Raw genomic sequence first — 23,848 nt, 5'->3', positions numbered from 1 at the left:
AGCGGGCTTGCTCGCGAAAGCGGTGGGTCAGCTTGCACATGTATTGCTGACCCACCGCTTTCGCGAGCAAGCCCGCTCCCACAGTTTGATCTCCACAAGGTTCAGGCAGTGCGCAGGCGCTTGCGTTGCAGTGTCTGGCTGGGGGACTCGTCAAACAGCTTGCGGTACTCCGCCGAGAACCGGCCCAAATGTGTAAAGCCCCACCCCAAGGCAATCTCGGAAATAGTCCGCGTCGCACCATGCTCAAGAATCTCCTGACGCACCGCACTGAGCCGGTACTTCTTCAAATAGACCATGGGCGACAATGCAAAATACTTGCGAAACGCATCAAACAACTTGAACCGCGACACCCCAGCAGCGGCTTCCAGATCTTCCAGGTGCACCGCTTCGCGGGCGTTGTCGTGGATAAACTGCCGCGCCCGGATCAGGTAGTGCGGCAACTTCACCCCCAGCACATCGCGCAGTTCTTCTGAATAGTTGTTCGGCTGCGCGAGGATCAAACCCTTGATCAGCGAGCTTTCCAGGTCCCGGGTAAACGCCGCCTGTTCATACAGTTCACTGCTGCATTCCAGCTCGGCAATAAAGTACCGCGCCATGCGCCACCACGACGCTGACGCGCCCGCCACCGCATCCATCACCGACTCAAAGCGCAGCGGCGTATCTATCGGGCGTTGCAGCAAACCTTCCAGGGACTCGCTCATCGCCGCCCGTGTGATCACCACCTGCAACTTGCGGCAATCGCCGGAAATCGCCAGCACCTGATGCTCGTTTGGCGAAATGATCACGCCTTGGTCGCGGTTGGAGCTCAGGCGCTCGCCGTTCTTGCTCAACTCCTGCTCGCCTTCCAGCGGCAGGCTCAGGCTGTAGCTGCTGAAATGCTCGGCGTCTTCGATGTCGATGGTCACGTCGGTGCCGTATTCGATCACGCCCAAGGTGGTGGCGCGGGACTTGAGCACATTGGCGCTGTGGTGGAAGCGCAAGCGCTCGGGTGTGGCGGTGGTGAGGCGATGGGGCCCACAGATACCGGACATCCAGCTGCGGGCGCCCTCCAGGTCGAAACGTTGAATCGTTTGGCTGCTCATCAGGATGCACCCACGGCGTTTAGGCGTTTGCGCGCTCTGGCGGCGCGTCATTGTTAGTGTTCGACAGCAAGTTCCACGCCACGCCGGGAGCATTGCCACTGAGTGGATAGCACCGGCGGACTATGTGGATAAACATAGGACTTTTCCAGCAATTGCCCGCCAAGACAGTAGCGCATTACGTCACCGCCCTGCACCGCCGTGGGTATTTGCTGCCCAATTATCCGGCGCACCTTCCCCGATTAAGCGGATAGCCCGCGCCCTGCCCCACTGCCTCTAATAAACCACCGATTAGCCCCTATCAAAAAGGTGCCTCCCATGAGTGGTGCAAGAAGCGTCGAGCAGTGGAAAACGTTTATCGAAGGTTGTCTGGATTTTCGCCCGGTGGACGAGGTGTTCCGCATCGCCCGCGACATGTTCACCGAGCCGCAACTGTTCGACCTGGAGATGGAACTGATCTTCGAGAAAAACTGGATCTACGCCTGCCACGAAAGCGAACTGGCCAATAACCACGACTTCGTGACAATGCGCGCCGGGCGCCAGCCGATGATCATCACCCGCGACGGCGAGGGCCAACTGAATGCGCTGATCAACGCCTGCCAGCATCGCGGCACCACGTTGACGCGGGTCGGCAAGGGCAACCAGTCCACCTTTACCTGCCCGTTCCACGCCTGGTGCTACAAGAGCGATGGCCGGCTGGTGAAGGTCAAGGCGCCGGGGGAATACCCGGAAGGTTTCGACAAGGCGACGCGCGGCCTGAAAAAAGCCCGTATCAAAAGCTACAAGGGTTTTGTGTTTATCAGCCTGGATGTGAATGGCACCGACAGCCTGGAAGACTTCCTCGGCGACGCGAAAGTGTTCTTCGACATGATGGTCGCCCAGTCCGCCAGCGGTGAGCTGGAAGTGCTGCCGGGCAAGTCCGCCTACACCTACGACGGCAACTGGAAGCTGCAGAACGAAAACGGCCTGGACGGTTATCACGTCAGCACCGTGCACTACAACTACGTGGCCACCGTGCAGCATCGCCAGCAGGTGAACACGGAAAACGGCACCGCCTCCGGCAGCACGCTGGACTACAGCAAACTCGGCGCCGGCGATGCGAATACCGATGACGGCTGGTTTGCCTTCAACAACGGCCACAGCGTGCTGTTCAGCGACATGCCCAACCCGAGCGTGCGCTCCGGCTACGCCACCATCATGCCGCGCCTCGTCGCGGAACACGGCCAGCAGAAAGCCGAATGGATGATGCACCGCCTGCGCAACCTGAACATCTACCCAAGCCTGTTCTTTCTCGACCAGATCAGCTCGCAACTGCGCATCATCCGCCCGGTGGCGTGGAACAAGACCGAGATCATCAGCCAATGCCTGGGGGTCAAGGGCGAATCCGACGCCGACCGCGAAAATCGCATCCGCCAGTTCGAAGACTTCTTCAACGTCTCCGGCATGGGCACGCCAGACGACCTCGTGGAATTCCGCGAAGCCCAGCGCGGGTTCCAGGGCCGCCTGGAACGCTGGAGCGATATCTCTCGCGGCAGCCACCGCTGGCAAACCGGGCCCACGCCCAACAGCGAAGCCATCGGCATCCAACCGGCGATGACCGGCACCGAATTCACCCATGAAGGCCTCTACGTGAACCAGCACCGCAACTGGCAACGCTTCCTCCTCAACGGCCTCGACAAACAAGCGCTGACACTGCGGGAGGTGGAATGATGAATGCCCAGTTGCAGTACCAGATAGAGCAGTTCTTCTACCGCAAGTCCGAGCTGTGCGACGCCCAGGACTGGGACGCCTACGTGCAACTGTTCGACCCCCACAGTGAATTCCACCTGCCGCAATGGGACTCGGAACACGTCTACACCCGCGACCCCAAGCGCGAGATGTCGCTGATCTATTACGCCAACCGCTCGGGCCTGGAAGACCGCGTGTTCCGCCTGCGCACTGGCAAGGCCGCGTCGGCGACGCCGATGCCGCGCACCTTGCACCTGATCAATAACGTGCGCATTGCTGAGCAGGCCGACGGCACGCTGCAAGTGAAGTTGAACTGGCACACGCTGTTTTATCGGCTGGCCACCTCGGAGCAGTTCTACGGCCACGCCACTTATAGCCTCAAGCCCCATGGCGACAGTTGGCTGATCACGCGCAAGCATGCGTTGTTGCTCAACGACACGATCAACTCGGTGCTGGATTTCTATCACCTCTAACCACGATGCGCTTTTTTTTGTGGCGAGGGAGCTTGCTCCCGCTGGAGTGCGCAGCGCTCCCAAGCTTTTTGGGGCCGCTTCGCAGCCCAGCGGGAGCAAGCTCCCTCGCCACAAGGTTGAGCGTGTGGAGTCTGGAAAATGAATCACAAAGTGGCGTTCAGTTTTGCCGACGGCAAGACCCTGTTCTTTCCAGTGGGCAGCCATGAAATCCTGCTGGATGCGGCACTGCGCAATGGCATCAAGATCCCCCTGGATTGTCGCGAAGGCGTGTGCGGCACCTGCCAGGGCCGTTGCGAATCCGGCGATTACAGCCAGGACTATGTGGACGAAGAAGCCCTGTCCAGCCTCGACCTGCAACAGCGCAAGATGCTCAGTTGCCAGACGCGGGTGAAGTCCGGCGCGACCTTCTACTTCGACTTCGATTCGAGCCTGTGCAATGCGCCGGGGCCGGTGCAGGTTCGCGGGACGGTGAGCGCGGTGGAGCAGGTCTCGGCCAGCACGGCGATCCTGCACGTGCAGCTGGACCAGGCGCTGGATTTTCTGCCCGGCCAATATGCGCGTATTGCGGTGCCGGGCACGGACAGCTGGCGCTCGTACTCGTTTGCCAATCGGCCGGGCAACTCGCTGCAATTTCTGGTGCGCCTGCTGCCCGACGGGGTGATGAGCAACTACTTGCGCGAGCGTTGCCAGGTGGGCGACGAACTGCTGATGGAGGCGCCGTTGGGGGCCTTCTACCTGCGCCAAGTGACCAAGCCATTGGTGCTAGTGGCGGGCGGCACCGGGTTGTCGGCGTTGCTGGGCATGCTCGATGAGCTGGCCGCCAACGGCTGCGACCAGCCGGTGCACCTGTACTACGGCGTACGCGGCGCCGAGGACTTGTGCGAAGCGGCGCGCATCCAGGCCTATGCCGGGAAAATTCCGGGGTTTCGCTACACCGAAGTCCTCAGCGCGCCCTCGCCGCAATGGCTCGGCAAACGCGGCTACCTCACCGAGCATTTCGACCTGGCGCAATTGCGGGACAGTTCGGCGGATATGTACCTGTGCGGCCCCCCTCCAATGGTCGAATCCATCCAGCAATGGCTGGCGGATCAGGCACTTGTTGGCGTTCAGCTGTATTACGAAAAGTTTACGCAGAGTAATATCTGACCCCTCAGCACTTCTGAGGGGCTGATGCGGCGTGCACTCAACCCTGAGAAAAACAAGTAGAAGGGAATGTTAATGGCGGATGACATGGTTAACCCGGTAGGCCTCAAGCGAGGCCTGAAGAACCGGCACATTCAGCTGATCGCCTTGGGAGGGGCGATTGGCACGGGGTTGTTCCTCGGCTCGGCCGGGGTGCTCAAGTCGGCGGGCCCGTCGATGATCCTCGGCTACGCAATCGCGGGTTTTATCGCGTTCCTGATCATGCGCCAACTCGGCGAGATGATCGTCGAAGAGCCGGTGGCCGGTTCTTTCAGCCACTTCGCGCACAAGTACTGGGGCGGTTACGCAGGCTTCCTCGCGGGCTGGAACTACTGGGTGCTCTACGTGCTGGTAGGCATGGCCGAACTGACGGCCGTGGGCAAGTACATCCAGTTCTGGTGGCCGGAGATTCCGACCTGGGTCAGTGCGCTGGTGTTCTTTGTCGCGGTGAACCTGATCAACACCCTGAACGTGAAGTTCTTTGGTGAAGCCGAGTTCTGGTTCGCGATCATCAAGGTGGTGGCGATTGTCGGCATGATCGTGCTCGGCTGCTACCTGTTGTTCAGCGGCACCGGCGGCCCGCAGGCGTCCATCAGCAACCTGTGGAGCCACGGCGGGTTCTTCCCGAACGGCGGCATGGGGCTGTTGATGTCGATGGCGTTCATCATGTTCTCGTTTGGTGGCCTGGAACTGGTGGGCATCACTGCCGCCGAGGCCAGCGAGCCACGCAAGGTGATCCCGAAAGCGATCAACCAGGTGGTGTACCGGATCCTGATTTTCTACGTCGGCGCCCTCACCGTGCTGCTGTCGCTGTACCCGTGGGACCAACTGCTGCAAACCCTCGGCGCGTCGGGCGATGCCTACAGCGGCAGCCCGTTTGTGCAGATCTTCTCGCTGATCGGCAATGACACCGCGGCGCACATCCTCAACTTCGTGGTGCTGACCGCGGCGCTGTCGGTGTACAACAGCGGCGTGTACTGCAACAGCCGCATGCTGTTCGGCCTGGCCGAACAAGGCGATGCGCCGAAAGCGCTGATGAAGCTGAACAAACAAGGCGTACCGCTGCGCGCCCTGGCGATTTCGGCACTGGTGACGATGCTGTGCGTGGTGGTCAACTACGTGGCGCCCCACAGTGCGCTGGAGTTGTTGTTTGCGCTGGTGGTTGCGTCCTTGATGATCAACTGGGCGCTGATCAGCCTCACCCACATCAAGTTCCGCAAGGCCATGGGCGAGCAAGGCGTGACGCCGTCGTTCAAGACCTTCTGGTTCCCGTTCAGCAACTACCTGTGCCTGGCGTTCATGGTGGTGATCATCAGCGTGATGCTGGCGATTCCGGGGATTCGCAATTCGGTGTTTGCGATGCCGGTGTGGGTGGGGATTATCTATGTGGCGTATCGGTTGCGGGTGAAAAACGGCAAAGTAGCCGCGGCGCAGTAACCTAATGTGGGAGCGGGCTTGCTCGCGAATGCGGTGTGTCAGCTACACAAAAGTTGACTGACCCACCGCTTTCGCGAGCAAGCCCGCTCCCACAGTTTTGAATGCATTCCAAAATGAAGAAGCCCCGGTGATCCGGGGCTTTTTTGTTTAGAGGGTTGAGCGTACTCGCCACAGTTCGGGGAACAACACCGTGTCGAGCATCTTGCGCAAATACCCCACACCTTCAGTGCCGCCGGTGCCCGGCTGGAAACCGATAATCCGCTCCACCGTGGTCACATGCCGGAAGCGCCACTGGCGGAACGAATCCTCCAGGTCGATAAACTTCTCGGCCAACTGATACAAATCCCAATAACGGCTCGGATCGCGATACACCTCGCGCCACGCCGCCTCCACGGATTCATCGTGCACCGTCGCCGCCGTCGGGTCGCGCTCGGCGCGTTTTGGATCAATCGCCAGGCCCGCCTTGAGCATCAGATTGATCGCCTCGTCGTACAGCGACGGCGTGGCAATCGCCACTTTCAACTCGTTCAGCAGTTCTGGCCGATGCGCGTGGGGCCGCAACAACGCCGCGCTTTTATTGCCGAGGATAAATTCTATCTCCCGGTACTGGAACGACTGGAATCCCGACGACTGCCCGAGGAACGGGCGGATCGCCTTGTACTCGGACGGGGTCATGGTGGCCAACACCGCCCAGGCGTGTACCAGTTGATCGAAGATGCGCGACACCCGCGCGAGCATCTTGAACGCCGGCGGCAACTCCCCAAGGCGCACGTGTTCGCGGGCGGCCTTGAGTTCGTGGAGCATCAGTTTCATCCACAGCTCAGAGGTTTGGTGCTGGATGATGAAGAGCATTTCGTTGTGGTCCGGCGACAGCGGGTGCTGGGCGCTGAGGACTTTGCCCAGGTCCAGGTAATCGCCGTAGCTCATGGACTCGGAGAAATTCAGTTCGGCGTTGTGCCATTCTTCGGGCGGTTGGTAATCGGCAGAGAAGGGACATTGGCTCATCGCGTGGGCTCCTTGAGCGGGCGCAGGATTGCGCGGACCGGGCTGGCATCGAGGTTGGCAAAGCGCAGCGGCAGCGCGATCAGTTCATAGTCGCCCTCCGGTACGTCATCGAGCACGATGCCTTCGAGTATCGCCATGCCATGGCGCGCCACGGCATTGTGGGAATCCATGGTCTTGGACTGTTGCGGGTCCAGGGACGGGGTGTCGATGCCGATCAAACGCACGCCCAGGCTGGCCAGCAGTTCAATGGTTTGCGGGGCGATGGCGGTGAAGTTCGAATCCCATTCGGTGAGCGGCGCTTGTGGATAAGTGCGCAACAGCACGCGCTCGGGCAAGTTATCCACACGGCCTTCGAGCTGATGCGGCTGCACCAGCGCGCCGCTGCCCAGGCAATGCAACACGCGGCACGGGCCCATGTACACGTCCAACGACACCTCGCCGATCGGCGCACCGTCCGCGCTGTAATGCAGCGGCGCATCCACATGGGCGCCGGTGTGCGGCGACAGGGTAATGCGCCCGACATTCACTGGGCACTCCGGGCCGAACTGCCACACGCGTTCTTCCTGGAACGGCGTATCCCCCGGCCAGGTCGGGGTCGCCGTACTCAAGGGCGGGCTGATATCCCACCACGTTTTTATTGGGTTCATTTCAAGGCTCTCGGCGGTTACTGGAGTGAATGATACGAGGGCCTGCTGCGAATTTTCTTGCGAATTCTGGCGTGGAGTGGGAAATCTTTCGCACTTACTGCGAGGAAATGGTTGATTGGTGATTGAAAATGTCATCTGCACACTACACAACAGTCAACACAGAACCCATGTGGGAGCGGGCTTGCTCGCGAATGCGGTGTATCAGTCACAGATGTGTTGTCTGATCCGCCGCTTTCGCGAGCAAGCCCGCTCCCACATTAGGTTTCAGGGTGTCAGATGAATCGCAGGCGGCTGCGCTTCTGGACATCCCGATGTCGAGTTCAGACCACTGGCCCTGCGCCCAAGGCCTTAGGGTGCATCTTTCCATTCCCTGCCTCGGAGACATCATGTCCAAGCCCATCACCGTACTGCGTGACACCCACCCCTTGCCGGTCCTGGATGCCTGCAAATGGGAAAAGCTCGAAGGCGACCCGCACACCGTCAACCTCAACGCCTACACCAGCGAAGACGGCAGCAAGATCATGGGCACCTGGATCTGCACACCGGGCAAGTGGTACGTGGACTACGTGAAGTGGGAATACTGCCACTTCCAGGAAGGCTACTGCATCATCACCCCAGAAGGCCTGGAGCCGATTCACTTGCGGGCTGGGGATATCTTCGTGGTAGAGCCGGGGATGAAGGGGACGTGGGAAGTGGTTGAGACGGTGCGTAAGTATTTTGTGTTTGCCTAAACACTTTGTGGCGAGGGAGCTTGCTCCCGCTGGGCTGCGCAGCGGCCCCAAAATCTTGGGAGCGCTTCGCACTCCAGCGGGAGCAAGCTCCCTCGCCACAGTGTTTATTCAGGTTTGCGATAGCTGTTGATAATCGCCGAGAAATCCTTCCCGCCTTCCCCACGCTGACTCATCGCTTGATACAACTGCTGCGCCACCGCGCCCAGAATCACCGGTTGTTTGGCCTGGCGTGCCGCTTCAGTCGCCAGCCCTAAATCCTTGAGCATCAGGTCAGCACCAAACCCACCGGTATAACCACGGGACGACGGCGCGGTTTCAATCACACCCGGCCACGGGTTGTAGGTGTCGGAACTCCAGCAACGCCCAGTGGAGCTGTTGATGATCCCCGCCAGCACCTGGGTGTCGATCCCCAGCGCATCGCCCAACGCCATGGCTTCGCTGACGCCGACCATGCTGATGCCCAGCAGCAGGTTGTTGCAGATCTTGGCGATCTGGCCGGTGCCGACGTCGCCGCAGTGCACGATGTTGCGGCCCATCTGCGCCAGCACCGGTTGCAGGGTGGCGAACAGTTCCGGGTTGGCGCCGACCATGAAGGTCAGTGTCCCTGCTGCGGCACCGCCGGTGCCGCCGGAGACCGGTGCGTCGGCGACTGCAACGCCTTGCTTGGCCGCCGCAGCGGCGACATCGCGGATGGTCTGCGGGTCGATGGTGCTGCAATCCACCGCCGGTACGCCTTTGCCGATGGCGGCCAATACGCCGTCTTCACCGAGCCAGACGCTGCGCACATGGGCCGCAGCCGGCAGCATGGTGATCACCAACTCCGCGCCGCTTGCGGCATCACGCGGTGAATCGCTGATACTGCCGCCCAGTTCGGCCAGTTCCTTGAGGACCGCCTGGTTCAGGTCAAACAGGTTCAGCGCGTGGCCAGCCTTGATCAGGTTGCGGGCCATGGGCGCGCCCATGTTGCCCAGGCCGATAAATGCAATCTTCATGGTCGTCTCCCGGAATCAGCGCAGGTTGATGGTGGTGTTGACGCCATCGTTGACCGTGTCGTCGTCGAACCAGCGGCTGGTGACGGTCTTGGTCTGGGTGTAGAACTGCACCACTTGCTTGCCGTAAGGGCCGAGGTCGCCGAGCTTGGAACCACGGGAACCGGTGAAGCTGAAGAACGGCACCGGTACCGGGATCGGGATGTTGATGCCGACCTGGCCTACATCGATTTCACTCTGGAACTTACGCGCCGCCGCACCACTTTGGGTGAACAGGCCGGTGCCGTTGCCAAACGGGTTGGCGTTGACCAGCGCGATGGCCTCATCGAGGGTAGCGACTTCGAGCACCACCAGCACTGGGCCGAAGATTTCCTGGGTGTAGATTTGCATATCAGTGGTCACGCCCGAGAACAGGGTCGGGCCGACGAAGTTGCCGTGCTCGTAGCCCGGCACCTTGATGTCACGACCGTCCAGCTCCAGCTTGGCGCCTTCTTTCACACCGCTTTCGATCAAGTCCAGGATGCGTGCCTTGGCGCGCTTGGAAATCACCGGGCCAACATCCGTGCCCGCTTCGCTGCCGGCATTGACCTTGAGCTTCTGCGCCAGCGCCTTGAGGTCCGGCAGCCATTGCTTGGCCGCGCCCACCAGCACCACCACCGAGGTGGCCATACAGCGCTGACCCGCCGCGCCGAAACCGGCACCGACCAGGGCGTTGAGGGTGTGTTCGCGGTTGGCATCGGGCAGCACCACGGCGTGGTTTTTCGCGCCCATCATCGATTGCACGCGCTTGCCGTGTTTGCCGGCCAGGTCATAGACGTGAGTACCGACTGCGGTCGAACCGACAAAGGACACGGCCTTGATGTCTTTGTGGGTGCACAGCGCATCCACCACATCCTTGCCGCCGTGGACCACGTTCAGTACGCCAGGCGGCACACCCGCTTCGAGCGCCAGCTCAACCAGCAGCACGGTGGACAGCGGGTCCTGTTCGGACGGTTTGAGCACGAAGGTGTTACCGCAGGCAATCGCCATCGGAAACATCCACAGCGGAATCATCGCCGGGAAGTTGAACGGGGTAATCCCGGCACACACGCCGATGGGTTGGCGCAGGGTGTAGGTATCGACGCCACCGGCGACGTTCTCGGCGAATTCGCCCATCTGCAAGGTGCCAATGGAGCACGCGTGTTCGACCACTTCCAGGCCACGGAAAATATCGCCTTCGGCATCGGCAATGGTCTTGCCCTGCTCGGCGCTGAGGACCACGGCGATGCGCTTGGAGTGCTCGCGGATCAAGGCTTGCAGCTTGAGCATGATGCGCATGCGCGCGCCGATCGGGGTCAGCTTCCAGGTCTGGAAGGCGCGGTGGGCGGCGTCGATGGCGGCATTGACTTCATCGGCTGTAGCGAACGGCACTTTGGCCAGTACCTCTTGGGTGGCCGGGTTGACGATGTCGTGCCATTCGGTGGTCTTGGACTCGACCCATTCACCGTTGATCAGCAACTTGACCTGTTGTACGGAAATATCGGCAGATGCGTTCATGGGGTCTCCAATTCTTATTGATATGCAGAGAACCAAGGCGTTGAACCGCCTTGAAGAATGAGGCGTTCGGACTGTTTTTGGAGTATAGATGTGCAAACTTCTAATAAGAACGCACATAAAAGCCGGTCCAATATGCAAAAAAACATCACGTCACTGGGCTCCCTGAACTGGGATGACCTGAAGTTTTTCCTCGAAGTGGCCCGCACCCGCAAGGCCAGCGTCGCCGCCAAGCGCCTGGCGGTGGACTACACCACGGTGTCGCGGCGCATCAGCTCGCTGGAAGTCTCCCTCGGCACCTTGCTGTTCGAGAAATCCCGCACCAGCGGTTTCGTCCTCACCCCCGAGGGCCAGCGTTTGCTGGGCTACGCGGAGTCCATCGAAAGCACCTTGCACATGGCCTGCGAGCAAGTCTCCGGCTCCGGCGTGGCGCTGTCCGGCCATGTGCGCATGGGCTGCACCGAAGGCTTCGGCAGTTTCTTCGTCACCCCGCAGTTGAGCCATTTCGTCGATACCTACCCGGCGATCTCGGTGGACATTCTGCCCCTGCCCCACTTCATCAGCCTGTCCAAGCGCGAAGCCGACATCGTCATCGCCCTGGAACGCCCGGAACACGGGCCCTACGTGTGCTGCAAACTGTGCGACTACAAATTGCAGCTGTACGCGACCCAGGACTACCTCGACCAACACCCGCCGATCCGCAAGCCCGCAGATTTGGCCGAGCATCCGTTTATCAGCTATGTGGATGATCTGGCCTTCAGCTCGGAGCTGTTGTACCTGGCGAATGTGGTGCCCGGCGCCAGCGCCAGTTTGCGCAGCACCAGCGTGATTGCGCAGTACGTGGCGGCGCAGCAAGGCCGGTCGATGGCGATTTTGCCGTGCTTTTTGGCGGCGCAAGACCCACGGTTGTTGCCGGTGCTGGGGGAGGAAATAACGATTACGCGGCAGTTCTGGATGTATTGCCGGGAGGATTTGAGGAAGTTGAAGCGGATTACGTTGTTGTGGGATTACATCCGCGAGGTGACGGAGCAGAACCAGGGGTTGTTGATGGGGGCGACGCGCCAGATGCGGTTTGCAGACTGACCGAATCTAAAGCACACCACAGGTCAAAAATGTGGGAGCGGGCTTGCTCGCGAATGCGGAGTATCAGTCGCCATTTTCGGTGGCTGACCCACCGCATTCGCGAGCAAGCCCGCTCCCACATTTGAATTGCATTTCAGATTGAGATCGGGTGAATCGGATCAGTCCGCGATCACTACAATCGACACCCGGCGATTCTCCGTACGCCCCGCCACCGTGGTATTCGGCGCCACCGGCTCGCTGCTGCCCAGGCCACGCAGCTGGATATTTTCTTCCTTCATCCCCACGCCCGTCAGCACCTTGGCCACGCTCTTGGCGCGGCGCAGGGACAGTTGCTGGTTGTAGGCTTCTTTGCCCGAGGCATCGGTGTGGCCGTCCACGCGCACGCGTTCTATGCCGACACCCAGCAGGGCCTTGCCAATACGTTCGACGATATCGGTGCTGGGTTTGTTGAGCGCTTCGACGTCGCTGCCAAACAGCACTTTGCCCGACAAGCCAAACGCCCAGCCTTCATCGGTGAGTTCAAAACCCTGTTGCTTGAGCACGGCAACTTGCGCCGGGGTCAGGCCTTTGGGTGGGGTGGTCTGGCAGCCACCGAGGGCGAGCAGTGCCACCAGCAGGGTGATAAACATAAAACGTGCGGTCGAGAACAAGGGATCAACTCCTGTGTTGAACATTGACGACGGGGCTCTCCGGCTCCGCCGTTTGCTGGCCGCCGAGCGACAGGCGCTTGGCCTGGTACATCGCTGCGTCGGCGGCATTGAGCAAGGTGCCAGGGGTGGCGCCATGATCGGGGTAGATGGCGATGCCGATACTGAGGGAGGTCAACACCTGGGTGTTGCCCGGCACCGGGATTGGCAAGTCCATGCTGGCGATGATTTTGTCGGCGATGCGCTGGGCATCTTCAAGCTTGTGCAGGGGTGCCAGCAGGATGGCGAACTCATCGCCACCCAGGCGCGCGACCAGGTCGTCTTCACGCAACTGCGCACGCACGCGCTCGGCCACGGCGACCAGGACGGCATCGCCGGCTGCGTGGCCGAAGTTGTCGTTGATGTCCTTGAAGCGGTCGCTGTCGAGGAACAACACGGCGACCCGCTCGTTGAGTTTGGCGGCGCTGCGCAGGGCACGGATCAAGCGGCCTTCGAAAAAGGCACGGTTGGGCAGGCCGGTGAGGCTGTCGTGGTTGGCCTGGTGCGCGAGGGTTTCGTTTTCGCTTTGCAGGTGGCTTTGCCAGGCTTCCATTTCGCCGAGCAAGGCGTTGAAGTCGCTGCCCAGACTGTCGAGTTCGGCGATTCGCGCCGGTGGCACGCGCCGGTCGAAATCACGCTCGCTGCGGGCGGCGTGGGCCACGGCAGCGAGGCTTTGCAGCGGGCCGGTGATGCCCCGCAGCAGGCGCTGCGCCAGGTGCAGGGCGACCCAGGCGCTGAGGGCGGTGCAAATCAGGATGCCGGCCAGGCCGCTGAGCAAAAAGCGCAGCAGGCTGGCGCCGTGACCGGTCAGGTGGATGCTGCCCACGGTGCGCCCTTGATGGAGGATCGGCTGGCTGATGGGCTGTTCGAGCAGGGTATGCGCCAGTTCCAATTCAACCCGCGAGAGCATGCCGGTGTCCGGGCGTACCCATTGCGCCAGTAGCTTGCCGTTGGCGTCGAAGACTTCGGCCCGGGCCACTTCTTCGGTGGAGGCGATCAGGCTCAGGGCCTCGGTGGCGGCGGCGCTGTCGTTGAACACCACCGCCGCTTCCACGGTGTAGTTGATGGAGCGCGCGATCAGGTGCAGGTTGTGCTCGGCGTACACCCGCAGCGCCAGCACGCCGAGCAGGGTCAGGGACACGCTGGCCAGGCTCACCGCCACCAGCGCCAGGATCATATGCCCACGCCCGATGACCGAGCGCAGGGTCGGGCGCACGTTGACCGCACTCATGGCTCAGGCGCTCGACGGCGCGACAGTTGCAGCACGCTGGGGTGAATGCGTACGCCGCTGCGTGCCACGGAGTCGAGATTGACCTCGAACGACACTTGCTCATCCCCCACCCGCAGGCAGAACAGGCTGCCCACCGTGCATTGGTCGCCGCCTTCACTGATGCTCAGCACCGGGTGACCGATCAGCGAAGCAAACAGTTGGTTGCGCTCATCGCCGCTGAGCTTGCCGATATACACAGCGTTGCAGGCATTGACGATATCGGGATGGTCAGCCAGCAACCGCTGTACCCGCACCGGACGGCCGGTGGCCTGGGTGGTGCCTTTGATCAGGTCGTCGGTGTACTGGGTCGGCCCGACGATGCACAGGCGCAACTGCGCCGGCTCTACCGGCCAACGGGCATAGCTGAGGATGCCAAGGACCACTTGGGTCACCGCCTGGGCGCGGTGATCTGCCGGGCTGGGTGCCTGGGCAAAAACGCGGGGCGCGAGTAGGCCAAGAACCGCCACCAGTAACATGCGTCTCCAGCTCAAACTACGCTCTGTGGACGAGCCAGCCACCTTCATGCAGCGATTCTCTCAGGTCTTTTCAAGATGATGCCGCAACGATAGCACAGCGATGGAAACCCCCGCGATATGGCGCCATAAATGACCTGTCAGTCAGATTTTTCCGCGTCATGGTCCAACTCCAGCATCAACCCACTCAAGCGCTTGACCTTGCGCCCTACGGCCTCTTCAAACACCCCGCCGCGGGGTTCGATCAGGCTGAACCATTGCTTGGCCCGGGTGATGCCGGTGTAGATCAGTTCTTTGGTCAGCACCGGGTTCAGCGCGTCCGGCAGGATCAACGCGGTGTGGGTAAATTCCGAGCCCTGGGATTTGTGCACGGTCATGGCGTACACGGTTTCCACATCATTCAGACGGCTGGGCAGTACAAAGCGCACGCCGCCCTGGCCGTCGTTACGTGGGAAGGCCACCCGCAGCACGTGGGGGCCGCCGTCGCTTTCCGGCAGTTTGAGGGCGATGCCGATATCGCCGTTCATCAAGCCCAAGCCGTAGTCGTTGCGGGTCATCAGCACCGGGCGGCCTTCGTACCATTGCTCATCGCCGTCGATCAGCCGCACTTTGCGCAATGCCGCGGTAATGCGCAGGTTCAGCCCTTCCACGCCCCACGGGCCTTTGCGCACGGCACAGAGCAATTGGAAGGCGTCGAAGGCTTGCAGCAATTGCTGCGCCCAGTGGGTCCAGGCTGCATCTTCGCGCGGGGTGTCGAGGGCCGGGCGCGCGCTTCGCAGCAGGTCGAGGTAGTAGCGATAACCCTGGGCACCGTCGCTGCCCTGCCCGTCCAGCACCAGGCGTTCCAGGGCGTGATCGTGTTCGCCCTTGAGCCTGACGCAGGCCAGGTCGGCGTGACTGCCGGCATTCAACAGTTGCCGGGCGTGCTCGGCGCTTTGCTGGTTGACCAGGCGCGCCAGTTGGCCGATCCCGCTGCCTTCACCAAAACGCCGCGAGTAGCGCAGCATCACCACTTGCTGGGCCAGCGGGTGGCTGTCATCGAGGTCTTCTTGCAAGCCACTTATGCTGAGGTCTTCGCCGCTGACCGCTTGCAGCCATTGCCGGGTCTCGGCGCTGTACCAGCCCGCTTCGGCGTCGCGGCACAGGTCGCCGAGTACGGCGCCGGCCTCGACCGAGGCGAGTTGGTCCTTGTCGCCCAGCAGCACCAGGCGCGCGTGCGGCGGCAAGGCGTCCAGCAGGTTAGCCATCATTTCCAGGTCGATCATCGAGGCTTCGTCCACCACCAGCACGTCCAGAGGCAAGGGGTTGCCCACGTGATGACGGAAGTGCCGTGTGCCCGGGCGGCTGCCCAGCAGACGGTGAACCGTGGTGACCTGGGTCGGGATTTTTTCGCGCACGGTGTCGGGCACCGTCAGCGACTGCACTTGCTGGCTGATGGACTCGGTAAGGCGCGCGGCGGCTTTACCGGTCGGCGCGGCCAGGCGGATGCGCAGCGGGCTGCCGGCTTCCACCGCCGGAGCCTGCAACAATGCGAGCAAGCGCACCACGGTGGTGGTCTTGCCCGTGCCGGGGCCGCCCGTGACGATGCTGAACGCACCGCGTGTGGCCAGGGCGCAAGCGAGTTTTTGCCAGTCGATCACGCCATCGGGCGGCGGCTGGTCGAACAGGCCGCTGAGGCGCTGGGGCAAATCCGCGGCGACGCTTTCCTGGGTGGCGAGGCGCCGGCGCAAGGCGCTGTCGATGCGCCGCTCATAGGTCCAGTAGCGGCGCAGGTACAGGCGCGTGCCGGACAAGACCAGCGGACGGCTTTGTGCCGACTCGCTGCCATCGCCGCCCAGCGCAACCAGGCGACTGGCGGCTAGGGCCGCACACCAGTGGGCGCCGTCGAGGCCGTCGAGCAGTTGCGACGGCAGCAACATGGCACCGGTTTGCAGATCGCCTTCGGGCGGCAAGGACAGGGCGAAGTCAGGCGCCTTGAGGGTTTCGATCAGGTCCAGGCACACGTGACCGTGGCCCAGTTGGTGACTGGTCAATGCGGCGGCCAGCAGCACCACGGGGTCGGCCTGGGGGTCGAGTTCGTGCAGGAAGCCGACGAAGGCCTTGTCCAGGGCGCGCAGCCAGCCACGGTCGACCCAGCGTTCAAGCAGTTGCACAAGGTCGGCGGCACGGCTGAGGGGTTCCAGCGCCTCAAGCGGCTGGGGCGACAGGCTCATAACAGGACTCCTTGTTCCCAGGCGGGCTCAACCTTGGGCGGGATGGGCTTGCCCTGGAACAACAGATCCAGGCTTTCGATCAGTTCACGCGGCGGGCGTGTGAAGTACGCGCCCCGGCTGGCGGATTGAACACCGCGCAGGAACACATACAGCGCACCGCCGACGTGACGATCGTAGTCATAATCCGGCAGGCGTGCCTTCAATTGGCGGTGCAGGGCCAGTAGGTAAAGGACGTATTGCAGGTCGTACCGATGATCAAGGATCGACTGTTCCATGGCTTCCAGTGTGTAAGCCGAATCATCAGGGCCGAGCCAGTTGGATTTGTAATCCGCCACGTAATAGCGACCGTCATGTTCAAACGTCAGGTCGATAAAACCCTTGAACATACCGTTGAGCAACACCGGTTCGGCGGCAACCCGCGAGACGCCGTTATGGGTGTGCTGGCATACCAGTTTGTCGAGGGCGAGCACGTCGACCTTGTGGCTGGCAAACCAGAACTCCATTTCGATCTGGTACTGCTGCAAGCTGCTGAGGGCGACCTGGTCGTTATCCACCGGGAGCGGCGTTTGCAGCAACTGGCCGAGCCAACCGCTGAGGGTGGTGATCCAGCCTTCCCAGTTGCGGCGGTTGCAGCGCGCGCCAACGGCTTGTTCGATGGCCTGCGGCGTGACGTTGAAGCCATCTTCGCCGGCCCACTCCAGCAGGCCGTGGAGGAAGGTCCCCGGATTCGGGCCGCGTGGGAAACGGTGAATATCGCCACCGGACGCCGCCACTTCGCGGGGTGCGTCGGGATCGAGGCGCTCGTCATCGAACAGTTTTTGCGCTTGCGGGCTTTCCGGCGCCTCAGGCGTGGCCACGCTCATGCTGTCGCCAATGCGCAAGGCGCTGTAGGAGGCGATCCACCAATTCTCCGCAGCCTTGCGTTTGGGCAGCAGCGGTGCGAGCAGCGTGGCTTCGTTACGGGGCGGGTGGAAGAGGATGTCTTGCGCCTCGGGCACTTGCCCGTAATGCATGGCGGGGCAGCCTTCCTGCAAGTCCAGCAACCAACGCGCCAGGGCGGCGGACTCACCCAACGAAGCACCGGCGCCGAGCAGGTAGCCCAGCGCAGACAAGTGCAGCACGGAACTGCTGCTATTGCCGCGCTTGAGGTCGGCGATGCCCAGCCAGCAAGCGTGCTTGGCGCGGGTCAGGGCGACGTAGAACAGGCGCAGGTCTTCGGCCAGGCGCTCGTCGTCGGCCTGGGCGATCAGCTCGGCGGTCGGGCGCAGGCTGACTTGGGGTTTGCCCTGTTCATCGTGGTAGTGCAGCGGCAAGCGGCTGCCGTCCACCGGTTTGGCTGAGCAGATGAACGGCAGGAAGACCAGGTCGTATTCCAGGCCCTTGGACTTGTGGATGGTCACGACCTTGACCAGTTGCTCGTCGCTTTCCAGGCGCAGGATCTGCTCTTCACCGGCCTGCCCCGACAGTGCCAGGTGTTCGGCCAGGTGGCGGATCAGCGCTTGCTCGCCATCCAGTTCCGAGGCGGCCTGTTGCAGCAACTCGCTGAGGTGCAACAGGTTGGTCAACACGCGCTCGCCATCGCTGCGGGCAATCAGGGTTTGCGGCAGCTTGAAGTCATGCAGCAGGCGCCGCAGCATCGGCAGCACGCCTTGGCTACGCCAGATTGCGCGGTAGCCACGGAACTGCATCACGCGGGTTTCCCACGCCAGTTCGTCCTGGTTCAGACGCTCCAGTTCCGGCAGTGACAGGTTCAGGGTCACACAGGCCAAGGCGGCGCGCAGTGGGCGTTCGACGTCCGGCTCGGCGCAGGCCTTGAGCCAAGCCAGCAGGTCGTGGGCTTCCTGGGCAGCGAAGACCGAGTCCTTGTCCGACAGGTACACGCTGCGCACGCCACGGGCGGCCAGTTCGGCGCGTACGGCTTGGGCTTCCTTGCCATCGCGCACAAGGATGGCAATGTCTGACGGCAGCACGCCGATGAAGCTGTCATCCGCTTGCAGGAAACCCGCAGTGCCCTGCTGCCCTCCGTTGAGCAATTCGACAATCTGCGTGGCACAGGCGGCGGCCAATTGTTGACGGTACAGCACATTGGAAATCGGCTGGTCGGTGGGCAGGTGCCAGAGGTTCATCGCCGGTAGCGTTTGGCCATCGACCTGCAATTGCTCTTTGCGGCCCTGGGACAATACTGGCTGGAACGGCACTGGGTTTTCACCGTCCGGCTTGCGGAACAGGAACGCGCCACGCCCGGTTTCGGCACGTTGGAACACATGGTTGACCGCCTCGACCATCGCGTGGCTGGAGCGGAAGTTGGTGCCCAGGGTGTGATGGCGCCCGGTGGTGGCCTCGCGTGCGCGCAGGTAGGTGTAGATGTCGGCGCCACGGAAGGCATAGATCGCCTGCTTCGGGTCGCCGATCAGGAACAGGCCACTGTCGCGGTGGTTTTCTTCGATGCGGTAGATGCGGTCGAAGATGCTGTATTGCACCGGGTCGGTGTCTTGGAATTCGTCGATCAACGCGACGGGAAACTGTTCACGAATCACACTCGCCAAACGCTCGCCGCCTTCGGCCTGCAGGGCGCTGTTGAGGCGGGTGAGCATGTCGTCGAAGCCCATTTCGGCGCGGCGCCGTTTCTCTTCTTCGAAACGTTTGCCGACCCAACCGGCGGCATGTTGCAGCACGGCGGCGTCGGGGGTTGGCAGGGCGTCGAGGGCGGCCTTGAGGCCGGCCATCGCGTCGATACCGGGGTGATGCGGCGGGTCGCCCTTCCAGGCTTCGGCCATGCCATCGGGGGTCAGGCGGGTGAAGCCGGTGCCGATGTCGAGTTGTTCAAGGGTTTCGTCAGCGGCCCAGGCGCTGATCTTTTCGAACCAGGGCTCGAAGTAACGCGCCTGCATCTTACGGCCGTCGACGGCTTTCGCGGCCACGGCTTGTAGGCAGATGTCACGTAGCTCGATGGCCCATTGTTGCCAGGGCGCCTTGAGCTCCCTCAGGGCTTCGCGGCGCTCTTGCAGGCAGGCGTTGATCAACTCGGCAGGGTTGCGGGTTTCACCGGTGGGGCGTTCACTGCCGAACAGCGCGCGTACCCGTGGCATCAACGCGGCGGGCCCGCCCCAGTTGTTGCGCACCCAGGTGAGCGCGTCGTCGTGCATCGGGTAGCAGAACAGCCGCCAGTAATCGCGCAGGACCTCACCGAGCAAGTCGCTATGGTCGGTTTCCAGGGTCTGGGTGAACAGGCTGCCGCTGTCGAACGCGTGTTCGCGCAGCATGCGCTGGCACCAACTGTGAATGGTCGAGACGGCGGCTTCGTCCATCCACTGTGCGGCGATGTCCAGGCGGTTGGCGCAGGCGGGCCATTGCTCCGGCGGGTATTGGTCACGCAGTTCGGTGATCAGCGGGTCGAGTTTGTCGATTTCACTGCGGAAGAAACGCGCAGCTTCGGCGAGCCGGATACGAATGCGCTCACGCAGCTCCTTGGTCGCGGCGTCGGTAAACGTCACCACGAGGATTTGTGGCGGTAGCAGTTCGCGGCCAAAGCCGGATTCATCGCCACCGTTACCCAATACCAGGCGCAAGTAGAGGGCCGAGATGGTGAACGTTTTGCCAGTGCCGGCGCTGGCTTCAATCAGCTGGCTGCCTTTTAGCGGGAAGGCCAGGGCCAAGGGTTTGCTGCTCATGCGTTGGCCTCCGCGCTGGTGAGTGATCGCCACGGGGCGTTGATGAGCGGGCGATACAGGGTTTCGCACCAGCCGTCGAATTCTTCGCTGGCGATGAGCGTGGCGTAGTCGGGGAATTGGCGGGTGAGCGCCGGGGTTTCTCGGCGCTCGCCGTCGGTGTTTACGCCGTCGCCTTCGTAGGTTTTTTGGGCGGCGGCTTCAGCCTTCGCGGGGTCTGATTGACCGAGCCAAGCGAAGGCGGTTTTGACCGCGACCGGCAGCGGCTTTTTCATTCCTGCGTGCCAGGCCAGCAGCAGGTTGCCGAGGATTTCCTGGGCAGTTCTTTTATCCAGTGGTGGTAATAGCAGGGTGTCATCGCTGGCCACCAAACCGGTGCTCAAGGAAAGGCCGCAGGCACACGCGACAACATGATTGACCCAGGGCCGGATCAGACGATGCCACTTGCGGGTCTTGATCGAGCCGATGCTGTTGGGGATGGTGGTCACGCTTAGCAAACCGCCATCACTGCGCCGGTGCAGGCCGCTGATCCAGCCTTCCAGTTGAATACCTTGATGCTCAAAACTGACCGGTTCGGCGCCGATGTGTGGCGTTGGCCAGAGGGCCAGCAACTGTTGGTAGCGTTGTAGCAGATCGGGCAAGGGTTCGATCAATTCGTTGCGCAGGCATTCGCCGAAACCGACCATCGGCAGCAGGCCGCTGCCTTGCAAGCGTAGGGCCTTGGCGTTGAGGGCTTGGTCGAGATGTTCGGGTTGGGCCAGCGCTGCGCTCAACAGGCTGTCGCTTAGGCTATAGCGTTGCAGCGCATCGAGGACGAAGGGTTCTTCATCGGCCAGGGGCACTTCGGCCGCCTCAAAGAAAACTTTCAGGCGCTGACTGAAGAAATGTTTGACCGGGTTGCGTAGGAAATCTTGTAGCTGGCCGAGGCTCAGGGGTTCTTCCTGTTGGTGCTCTGGCAGGTCGTCTGCCTTGGGTTCGGCGTCGGATGCTTCGTGCAGCAATTGCCATTCGCGGGCGTAACTGAACAGCGGGTCGCCTTCGTGGAAGTAGCGGGCGCTGAAGGGTTGCAGTGGATGCTCTTGGGTCATCGCTTCGAGGAGCGGCTCCTCGCTTTGGGCGTGGTGCCAGCCGCTGGCGAGATGATCGCGCAATTGACCGATCAGGACCGATGCCGGGCGCTCGCTATTGTCGCGGATGCTGCGGCCGACCCAGCTGATATAGAGCTGGTCGCGGGCGGAAAGTAGGGCCTCGAGCAGCAAGTAGCGATCGTCTTCACGGCGTGAACGGTCGCCGGGGCGGTAGTCGCTGCCCATCAGGTCGAAGTCCAGCGGTGGCTGGGCGCGCGGGTAGTCGCCGTCGTTCATGCCGAGCAGGCAGACGAGCTTGAACGGGATCGCGCGCATGGGCATCAGGGTACAAAAATTGACAGCTCCGGCGAGGAAACGTTGGGACAGGCGGCCTTGGTCCAGGCCGGCGAGCCAGGCTTCGCGGACGACGGTGAGGGGTAATTCGTCCTGTAGGCCGACGGACTCGCAGGTTTCCAGCCAGGTTTCGCGCAGTTGTTCGAGTTGGCCGAGCAGGTAGTCGTCGTGTTCACTGCTGGGCAGGAAGAACAGTTGCATCAGGCGTTGCAGGCGTTCGCCCCACGTTTGGGGAGCGGCCGGCTGGGACAGGGTTTTATGCGCATCATTGAGTGCATCGAGCAACGCTACCAACGGGCCTATCAGGGCAGCGTCGAGGCCGCCGATTTCGTCATAGGGCTCGATGCCGTCGCAGGCTGCGCCGGTGCCTACGGCGTAACCGAGCAACATCCTACGCAAGCCGAATCGCCAGCTGTTTTGTTCCAACTCGCTCGGCAAACCTAGGCCTGCGCGTTGTTCCGCATCGAGCCCCCACCGGATGCCAGCGCCTTCGATCCAGCGATGCAGCGTGGGCAGGTCGCGCTCTTTTATGGCGAACCGTTCGCGCAGGGCCGGGACGTCGAGCAGGTCGAGGATTTCACTGACCGGGAAGCGGCTGTCGGGGAGTTTCAGCAGGTGTTCGACGGCGATCAGCAAGGGGTCGCGGCCGCGTTGGCCCTGGTCGGTCAGGGTGAAGGGGATGAAGCGCGGGTCGTTGCGCTCAAGTTGGCCGAACACTGCACGAATGTGCGGCGCATAGCTGTCGACGTCAGGGACCATGACGATGATGTCGCGGGGGCGCAACGTGGGGTCGGCGCTGAAGCGGTGGAGCAGTTGGTCGTGGAGGATTTCCACTTCGCGTTGGGCGCTGTGGGCGATGTGGAAGCGGATGGACGTATCGCGCTCCAGATCGACAGCCGGCCAGAGCTCGCGGGTTTCATTGAGCGGACGCAGTTCGAGGATGTCGTCCTGGAGCTGGTTGAGCAGCGTGGTGGGTTCGCTGTCGCTGAACAGGTCGATGCGACCATCGCGGAACGCGGCGCGGTAGCTGTTGGGATCGTCGTAGCTGTCCAGCAGGCTGATGTAGTCACGACCTTGTTTGCCCCAGGCGGCCAGTAACGGGTGGGCGTGCTGGTGTAGGGTTTGCGGGTCGATGGTGACCGGCATGCCGGTCTTGCGCGCCTGGCGTTTGTATTCGTTACGCAGCAGGTCTTTGTCGGCGACGATGTCGGACCAGTGGTGACGGCAAGGGTTGTGTACGCACAGCAGGACTTGGCTGAAACGTGCCAGGCCGGCGAGGGCTTCCAGCGCTTGGGCCGGCAATGATGAAATGCCGAAGACGATCACTCTGGAAGGTAAGCCTGGAGGGGCTTTTTCCAGGGTATTGATACGTTCGATGAAGCGCTGATGAACGCCGGCGCGGCTTTCGGCCATGCCTTCTTCGCCTACGTCCAGCAGCAGCGCACGCCATAACTCGGCTTGCCAGCAGTTGGCCGGGTCTAGGGGTTTTGACTCGCCTCGTCCGTTACGCAATTGGTGGCTGCCTGCGGCCCAGTCCTCCAGCCAATCGGCGCGGTAGACCTGGTATTGGTCGAACAGGTCAGCCAGGCGTTCGGCAAGTTGGTAGCGCTTGCGCAGGTCGGTGTCGTGAGTGAGGAAGCGCTGCAGCGGCTCGAAATGAGGTTGATCTATGAGTTCCGGGAGCAGGCGCATCAGGCGCCAGGTCAGCGGGGCTTTATCGAGCAGGGACTTGAGCGGGATTTCGTCACGACCAAGGACCATGCGGTAGAGCTGCCACATGAAGCTGCCGGGGAGTTGCACATCGATTGCGGCGGCGATGCCACAGCCGCCCATATCGTCATCTTCCGGGTCTTCGGCCAGGGCCAGCTTGAGCCACTGGGCGATGCCGTTGCTTTGTACCAAGGCGATTTCATTCTCCAGAGGAGCCAGGGGATAGCGGCGCATCCAGCTGACGACCAGGCTGCGCAGTTCATCCAGGCGGTTGCCATGAACCACCATGAATCCAGCGCTGAGGGACGTCGCATCCGGCATAACGGCTTCCTTGGGAAAACAAAATCGAGGCGTGGACTTTAGCATTGAAGGTCACTGCAATGGCCCTTCACGTACTTTTCTCGCGCCCAAAACAAAACCTCATCTGCTTTCGCAAATGGGGTTTCGGAATTTAATCTTGACGATGACCTACTCTCACATGGGGAAACCCCACACTACCATCGGCGATGCATCGTTTCAC

17 protein-coding genes are annotated in these 23,848 nt (G+C 62.0%); 6 read left to right on the top strand and 11 right to left on the bottom strand.

All coding sequences use genetic code 11. From position 1 onward, the window contains the following. Window positions 1-101: 101 nt before the first annotated feature. A complete protein-coding gene (locus ACZRMO_RS24710; RefSeq protein WP_463974556.1) occupies window positions 102-1,082 on the bottom strand; it encodes an AraC family transcriptional regulator in 981 nt (326 codons plus the stop codon). 315 nt (window positions 1,083-1,397) lie between these two features. Here ACZRMO_RS24710 and antA point away from each other — a divergent pair, with 315 nt between their 5' ends. From antA to ACZRMO_RS24690, 4 genes are all read left to right on the top strand, one after another. Beyond that, window positions 1,398-2,789, top strand: coding sequence for an anthranilate 1,2-dioxygenase large subunit (antA, locus tag ACZRMO_RS24705; RefSeq protein ID WP_463974555.1), 1,392 nt, complete (start codon window positions 1,398-1,400; stop codon window positions 2,787-2,789). Further along, complete coding sequence (gene antB / locus ACZRMO_RS24700; RefSeq protein ID WP_124528301.1) at window positions 2,789-3,280, top strand: anthranilate 1,2-dioxygenase small subunit; 492 nt, start codon at window positions 2,789-2,791, stop codon at window positions 3,278-3,280. The genes antA and antB overlap by 1 nt, the downstream gene beginning before the upstream one ends. Window positions 3,281-3,418: 138 nt before the next feature. Beyond that, window positions 3,419-4,426: an anthranilate 1,2-dioxygenase electron transfer component AntC gene (gene antC, locus ACZRMO_RS24695; protein WP_463974554.1), complete on the top strand. Its 1,008-nt coding sequence runs from the start codon at window positions 3,419-3,421 to the stop codon at window positions 4,424-4,426. Between the two features lie 72 nt (window positions 4,427-4,498). Then, window positions 4,499-5,899, top strand: a complete 1,401-nt coding sequence (locus ACZRMO_RS24690; protein ID WP_463974553.1) for an amino acid permease — start codon at window positions 4,499-4,501, stop codon at window positions 5,897-5,899. A gap of 147 nt (window positions 5,900-6,046) precedes the next feature. Here ACZRMO_RS24690 and kynA read toward each other — a convergent pair whose 3' ends face one another. Further along, window positions 6,047-6,904 (bottom strand): tryptophan 2,3-dioxygenase, encoded by an 858-nt coding sequence (gene kynA / locus ACZRMO_RS24685; RefSeq protein WP_017738408.1) that lies wholly within the window; start codon window positions 6,902-6,904, stop codon window positions 6,047-6,049. After that, a complete protein-coding gene (kynB, locus tag ACZRMO_RS24680) occupies window positions 6,901-7,551 on the bottom strand; it encodes an arylformamidase (RefSeq protein ID WP_124528297.1) in 651 nt (216 codons plus the stop codon). Before kynB ends, kynA begins: the two co-directional genes overlap by 4 nt. A 386-nt stretch (window positions 7,552-7,937) precedes the next feature. On the opposite strand from kynB, the gene ACZRMO_RS24675 reads away from it, so the two are divergent. Next, a complete protein-coding gene (locus tag ACZRMO_RS24675; RefSeq protein ID WP_010206533.1) occupies window positions 7,938-8,282 on the top strand; it encodes a cupin domain-containing protein in 345 nt (114 codons plus the stop codon). A gap of 104 nt (window positions 8,283-8,386) precedes the next feature. Here ACZRMO_RS24675 and mmsB read toward each other — a convergent pair whose 3' ends face one another. After that, the gene (gene mmsB, locus ACZRMO_RS24670; protein WP_463974552.1) at window positions 8,387-9,274 is read right to left on the bottom strand and encodes a 3-hydroxyisobutyrate dehydrogenase; all 888 of its coding nucleotides are present in this window, start codon (window positions 9,272-9,274) and stop codon (window positions 8,387-8,389) included. A 15-nt stretch (window positions 9,275-9,289) separates the two neighbouring features. Next, window positions 9,290-10,807 carry a CoA-acylating methylmalonate-semialdehyde dehydrogenase gene (locus ACZRMO_RS24665; protein ID WP_207046518.1) on the bottom strand — a complete coding sequence of 506 codons (1,518 nt, stop codon included), beginning with the start codon at window positions 10,805-10,807 and terminating at the stop codon, window positions 9,290-9,292. A gap of 132 nt (window positions 10,808-10,939) precedes the next feature. Here ACZRMO_RS24665 and ACZRMO_RS24660 point away from each other — a divergent pair, with 132 nt between their 5' ends. Further along, complete coding sequence (locus ACZRMO_RS24660; RefSeq protein WP_463974551.1) at window positions 10,940-11,887, top strand: LysR family transcriptional regulator; 948 nt, start codon at window positions 10,940-10,942, stop codon at window positions 11,885-11,887. Window positions 11,888-12,045: 158 nt separating this feature from the next. Here ACZRMO_RS24660 and yfiB read toward each other — a convergent pair whose 3' ends face one another. The 6 genes from yfiB to recC form a co-directional block, all read right to left on the bottom strand. Further along, complete coding sequence (gene yfiB, locus ACZRMO_RS24655) at window positions 12,046-12,537, bottom strand: outer membrane lipoprotein YfiB (protein ID WP_463974550.1); 492 nt, start codon at window positions 12,535-12,537, stop codon at window positions 12,046-12,048. Between the two features lie 4 nt (window positions 12,538-12,541). Continuing rightward, entirely contained in the window at window positions 12,542-13,804 is a 1,263-nt protein-coding gene (dgcN, locus tag ACZRMO_RS24650; RefSeq protein ID WP_463974549.1) for a diguanylate cyclase DgcN/YfiN, read from the bottom strand. After that, window positions 13,801-14,367 (bottom strand): regulatory sequestration protein YfiR, encoded by a 567-nt coding sequence (gene yfiR / locus ACZRMO_RS24645; protein WP_124528292.1) that lies wholly within the window; start codon window positions 14,365-14,367, stop codon window positions 13,801-13,803. Before yfiR ends, dgcN begins: the two co-directional genes overlap by 4 nt. An 89-nt stretch (window positions 14,368-14,456) precedes the next feature. Next, a complete protein-coding gene (gene recD / locus ACZRMO_RS24640; protein WP_463974548.1) occupies window positions 14,457-16,529 on the bottom strand; it encodes an exodeoxyribonuclease V subunit alpha in 2,073 nt (690 codons plus the stop codon). Next, entirely contained in the window at window positions 16,526-20,200 is a 3,675-nt protein-coding gene (recB, locus tag ACZRMO_RS24635; protein ID WP_463974547.1) for an exodeoxyribonuclease V subunit beta, read from the bottom strand. Before recB ends, recD begins: the two co-directional genes overlap by 4 nt. Beyond that, on the bottom strand, window positions 20,197-23,649 hold the full coding sequence (recC, locus tag ACZRMO_RS24630; RefSeq protein WP_463974546.1) for an exodeoxyribonuclease V subunit gamma: 3,453 nt from the start codon (window positions 23,647-23,649) through the stop codon (window positions 20,197-20,199). The genes recB and recC overlap by 4 nt, the downstream gene beginning before the upstream one ends. Window positions 23,650-23,848: the final 199 nt, after the last annotated feature.

This window comes from Pseudomonas sp. B611, from assembly GCF_055407965.1.
The sequence above is the reverse complement of the archived record's forward strand: the minus strand, read 5'-3'. Positions and strand labels throughout refer to the sequence as shown.